The 4497-nt window shown below is 70.5% G+C and carries 6 protein-coding genes; all 6 read right to left on the minus strand.

The annotated features are described in order from the left end of the window. Positions 1-525 (minus strand): SH3 domain-containing protein (locus tag HMPREF0731_RS06250; protein WP_007003206.1); only part of this gene is annotated, 525 nt, incomplete at its 3' end. Positions 526-880: 355 nt separating this feature from the next. Beyond that, positions 881-1393, minus strand: a complete 513-nt coding sequence (gene infC / locus HMPREF0731_RS06255; protein ID WP_085980145.1) for a translation initiation factor IF-3 — start codon at positions 1391-1393, stop codon at positions 881-883. An 80-nt stretch (positions 1394-1473) separates the two neighbouring features. Next, complete coding sequence (gene thrS / locus HMPREF0731_RS06260; protein ID WP_007003208.1) at positions 1474-3456, minus strand: threonine--tRNA ligase; 1983 nt, start codon at positions 3454-3456, stop codon at positions 1474-1476. Positions 3457-3684: 228 nt separating this feature from the next. Further along, the gene (locus tag HMPREF0731_RS06265; protein WP_007003209.1) at positions 3685-3873 is read right to left on the minus strand and encodes a hypothetical protein; all 189 of its coding nucleotides are present in this window, start codon (positions 3871-3873) and stop codon (positions 3685-3687) included. Next, positions 3870-4073, minus strand: coding sequence for a cbb3-type cytochrome oxidase assembly protein CcoS (gene ccoS / locus HMPREF0731_RS06270; RefSeq protein ID WP_007003210.1), 204 nt, complete (start codon positions 4071-4073; stop codon positions 3870-3872). The genes HMPREF0731_RS06265 and ccoS overlap by 4 nt, the downstream gene beginning before the upstream one ends. Next, a partial coding sequence (locus HMPREF0731_RS06275) for an HAD-IC family P-type ATPase (protein WP_007003211.1) occupies positions 4070-4497 on the minus strand: 428 nt, incomplete at its 5' end. The genes HMPREF0731_RS06275 and ccoS, both read right to left, overlap by 4 nt.

The raw sequence follows: 4497 nt of genomic DNA on the forward strand, positions 1-4497 counted from the left end.
CGGCGGGCCGCGCCAATGGCCGGGCGGCGGCGTGAAGCGCGGCGGCGCATAGCTGTAGGCCGGGGGCCGGCCGCTCCAGCCGCGCGACCAGCGGTCGCGGTCGCGGTACCAGGGCCGGTCGCGATAGTGCGAATCCCAGTAATTGCCGAGGGTGAAGGCGATGATCGGCAGGCCGATGGCGGCCGCCACCCCGGCCAGCGGCAGGCCGCCACCGCCCTGCGGCGCCGGCACGCCCTGCGGGATCGCCTCCTGGGGCACCGCCTGGGCCGGGGCCTGCAGATAGGCGCCCGACAGCCAGCCGCGCTGCTGCTGGATGATGACATCGCACCAGCCATAGCCTTCCAGGCAGCCCTGCACATCGACCTCGGTGCCCGGCGCCAGCACGGCGACCACCGGATATTCGGTGCCGGGCCCGGCCCGCATGTTGAGGCTGGTGGTGACCAGCGCCGGCGCGGCGCCGGCCGGCCCGGCCAGCAGCGGCAGGGCGAACAGCGCGGCGCTGGCCGCCAGGGCGAATCGGTTCATGCGCGGACCTCCGGCGGGAAAACGGCCCGGGCGCAGCCCGGTTGCCCGGGGCCGGTCCGGCCCTGTCACGCGCCGGTCATGGCAGGGCGGGGCGGCGGCATCAGGGCAGCCGCGCCGCATCGCCGCCATGAAGCGGGGCGCCCCCCTGGCCGCGCGCGGGCATGCCGGGAGGCAGGCGCGGCGAAGCCGTCCCGTGGCGCGAGGGTCTATGGGGCAGGAAAAAGCCCGGCCGGGGGTGCTGCGCGGTGACCGCGCCCTGGCCCCGGGGCGATCCGGCGGCATGACCGCCCGGGAATCGCCTGGCCGATGCGGCGCCCGCCGGGCCCGAAGCCCGGCCGGCACGGCGGAGCGGCGCTTATTTGGGCGCCAGCACCATGATCATCTGGCGGTTCTCCAGGCGGGGCATCTGCTCCACCTTGGCCAGCTCGGCGAGTTCGGTGCGGATGCGCTCCAGCACCTTCACGCCCAGATCCTGGTGCGCCATCTCACGGCCGCGGAAGCGCAGGGTGACCTTCACCTTGTCGCCTTCCTCGATGAAGGACTTGGCCGCGCGCATCTTGACGTCATAGTCATGGTCATCAATGTTCGGGCGAACCTTGATTTCCTTGATCTCGACGATCTTCTGCTTCTTGCGGGCCTCGTTGGCCTTCTTCTGCTGCTCGTACTTGTACTTGCCGTAGTCGGTGATCTTGCAGACCGGCGGCACGGCGTTGGGGCTGATCTCGAGCAGATCCATGCCCAGCTCATAGGCGCGCAGCAGAGCCTCGCGCGCGCTCATGACGCCGATCATCTCGCCATCCTGGTCGATCAGGCGCACCTGAGGGACGCGAATGTCCTCGTTCACCCGCGGTCCGTCGCGGGGCGGCAATTGGTTCGGAATAGGGCCTCGGGCCAGAGTCGGCTCCTGTCGCTGTTGGAACGAAATCAGACTGTTTTATGGTGCAGGGGTCAGCCCACTGCAACCTCTGCGTTGGCCCTGGCGTCCGCCACGGGCTCCGGCGCCTTGAGATCGGGTGGCGTGGCCTCCGCCGCAAGGGTGGCGACGGCCTCGGCCAGGCTCATCTCGACCTGCTCGCGGCCCGGCAGGCGGCGCAGCACCACCTTGCCCTGCTCCGCCTCGCGCCGTCCGATCACCGCCAGCACCGGCACGCGCTGCTCGATATGGTCGACCACCTTGCGGTTGATCTTCTCGTTGCGCAGGTCCAGCTCGACCGAGAGCCCGGCCTTGCGGAAGGCCGCCGCCGCCTCGCGGGCGAAGGGCGCCGCCTCGTCCACGATGGTCGCCACCGCCACCTGCACCGGGGCCAGCCAGAGCGGGAAGCGCCCGGCATGCTCCTCGATCAGGATGCCGAGGAAGCGCTCGAAGCTGCCCAGGATGGCGCGGTGCAGCATGACGGGGCGGTGGCGGTTGCCATCCTCGCCGACATATTCCGCGTCCAGCCGCTCGGGCAGCACGAAATCGACCTGCAGCGTGCCGCATTGCCAGTCGCGGCCGATCGCGTCGCGCAGCACGAATTCCAGCTTCGGGCCGTAGAAGGCGCCCTCCCCCGGGTTCAGCTCATACTCGACGCCGGCGATGCGGCAGGCTTCCTTCAGCGCGCCCTCGGAGCGGTCCCAGGTCTCGTCCGAGCCGGCGCGCTTCTCCGGCCGGTCGGAGAACTTCACCCGGAAATCGGTGAAGCCGAGATCGCGATAGACGGCCGAGAGCAGCGCCACGAACTCCACCGTCTCGGCGGCGATCTGGTCCTCGGCGCAGAAGATGTGGGCGTCATCCTGCACGAAGCTGCGCACCCGCATGATGCCGTGCAGCGCGCCGGAGGGCTCGTAGCGGTGGCAGGCGCCGAACTCGGCCATGCGCAGCGGCAGCTCGCGATAGCTGCGCAGCCCGTGGTTGAAGATCTGCACGTGGCAGGGGCAGTTCATCGGCTTCAGCGCCAGGACGCGGTCCTTCTCGGACTCGTCATCCACGGTCGCGATGAACATGTTCTCCCGGTACTTGTCCCAGTGGCCGGAGGCTTCCCACAGCTTGCGGTCCACCAGCTGCGGCGTGCGCACCTCCTGGTAGCCGCCCGCCTCCTGCCGGCGCCGCATGTAGTCCTGCAGCGTGGTGTAGAGGCGCCAGCCCTTGGGGTGCCAGAAGATCGAGCCGACCGCCTCCTCCTGGAGGTGGAACAGCCCCATCTCCTTGCCGATCTTGCGGTGGTCGCGGCGCTCCGCCTCCTCCAGCTGGTGGAGATAGGCGTCGAGCTCCTTCTGGTCGCGCCAGGCGGTCGCGTAGATGCGGCTGAGCATGGCGTTGCGGTGGTCGCCCCGCCAATAGGCGCCGGCCACCTTCATCAGCTTGAAGGCGGAGCCGATATCGCCGGTCGAGCGCATATGCGGGCCGCGGCAGAGGTCGAGCCACTCGCCCTGGCGGTAGATGCTGATCGGCACATCCACCGGCAGGTCGCGGATCAGCTCCGCCTTGTAGCGCTCCCCCTTCGCCTCGAAGAAAGCAATGGCCTGCTCGCGCGGCCAGACCTCGCGCTGGAAGGCGGCGTTGCGCGCGATGATCTCGCGCATCTTCGCCTCGATCTTCGGGAAGTCCTCGGGGGTGAAGGGCTCGTTGCGGGCGAAGTCGTAGTAGAAGCCGTTCTCGATGGCCGGGCCGATCGTCACCTGGGTGCCGGGGAACAGCTCCTGCACCGCCTCCGCCAGCACATGGGCGGCGTCATGGCGGATCAGCTCCAGCGCCTCGGGGTCCTTGCGCGTGATGAAGCGGATCGCGGCATCGCCCTCGATCACATGCGACAGGTCGCGCAGCTGGCCATCCACCTGCATGGCGATGGCCGCCTTGGCCAGGCCGGGGCCGATGGCGGCGGCCACGGTGGTGCCCGTCACCGCCTCGTCAAAGACGCGGACGGACTGGTCGGGCAGCGTGATCGCAGGCATCGGTCAGGTGTTCCCAATGGGTTCCGGGGCGGCGGACCATGAGCGCCCGGGGCTGATGCGTCAACGCCTAAAGGGCCGCGCCGCCGCCATGGGAGGGGTGCGGGGAGAGGAAGGGCGCGGCCCTGCCCGGCGGTGAACGGACAGGGCCGCGCCCATGACCCTGGCGGGCAGCGCGGGGCGGGACGGGAGAGACCCCCGCCGCCCGTCAGGGAAACGCGACCGGGGCGGTCAGTGCCCCGCCTCCTCCGCCTCGTCATAGGTCAGCTTCACCAGGAACAGGGCGAAGCCCACGCCGAAGGCGAAGAGGCAGAGGGAGAACAGGGTCAGCGGCCCGTCCTGCGACAGCCCGGCCTGCAGCAGCCCGAGCAGGGCGATGATCGCCGAGAAGACCAGGAAGAAGATGCGGGTGGGGCTCATGGCGTGCCTCGGGGCTTGTCGTGGGTCGCAATCTGGGTCCGGCCCGGGGGCCGGCGGACAGGATCGTCGTCGAACAGGATGCGGGCGGCGGCGCCGTCCAGATCGTCATATTGCCGGCTGCGCAGCGTCCAGAGGAACAGCAGCAGCGCCATGACACCCAGCAGCAGCGCCATCGGCACCAGCAGCAGCAGCGCGTTCATGGCTTCACCTTCCCCGCCCGCAGCGCATTGAGGATGACGATGATGGAGGAGGAGGCCATCACCAGCGCCGCGATCAGCGGCGTGGCGTAACCCAGCACGGCGCAGGGCACCGCGACTATGTTGTAGATCAAGCTGAAGGCGATATTCTCGCGCGCCAGGCGCTGCGCCCGCCGCGCCACGCGGATGGCATAGGGCAGCGCCGCCAGCCCCTCCCCGCGCAGCACGAAATCCGCCGCCGTCTGCGCCAGGTCGGTCGCGCCCTGCGGCGTGGCCGAGACATGCGCCAGGGCCAGCGCCGCGGCGTCGTTGATGCCATCCCCCACCATCAGCGGCCGCCGCCCGGCGACCGAGAGGGCGGCGATGCGCTCGGCCTTCTGCGCCGGGGTGGCGCGGGCCTGCCAGGGGCCGATGCCGGCCGCGTGCG

Origin of the sequence: Pseudoroseomonas cervicalis ATCC 49957 (genome assembly GCF_000164635.1) — a bacterium.
Classification (GTDB): domain Bacteria; phylum Pseudomonadota; class Alphaproteobacteria; order Acetobacterales; family Acetobacteraceae; genus Pseudoroseomonas; species Pseudoroseomonas cervicalis.

Excerpts from the sequence above, each read along its gene's own strand:
- thrS (WP_007003208.1), bottom strand. The coding sequence starts at position 3,456 with ATGCCTGCGATCACGCTGCCCGACCAGTCCGTCCGCGTCTTTGACGAG.
- HMPREF0731_RS06265 (WP_007003209.1), bottom strand. The coding sequence starts at position 3,873 with ATGAGCCCCACCCGCATCTTCTTCCTGGTCTTCTCGGCGATCATCGCC.
- ccoS (WP_007003210.1), bottom strand. The coding sequence starts at position 4,073 with ATGAACGCGCTGCTGCTGCTGGTGCCGATGGCGCTGCTGCTGGGTGTC.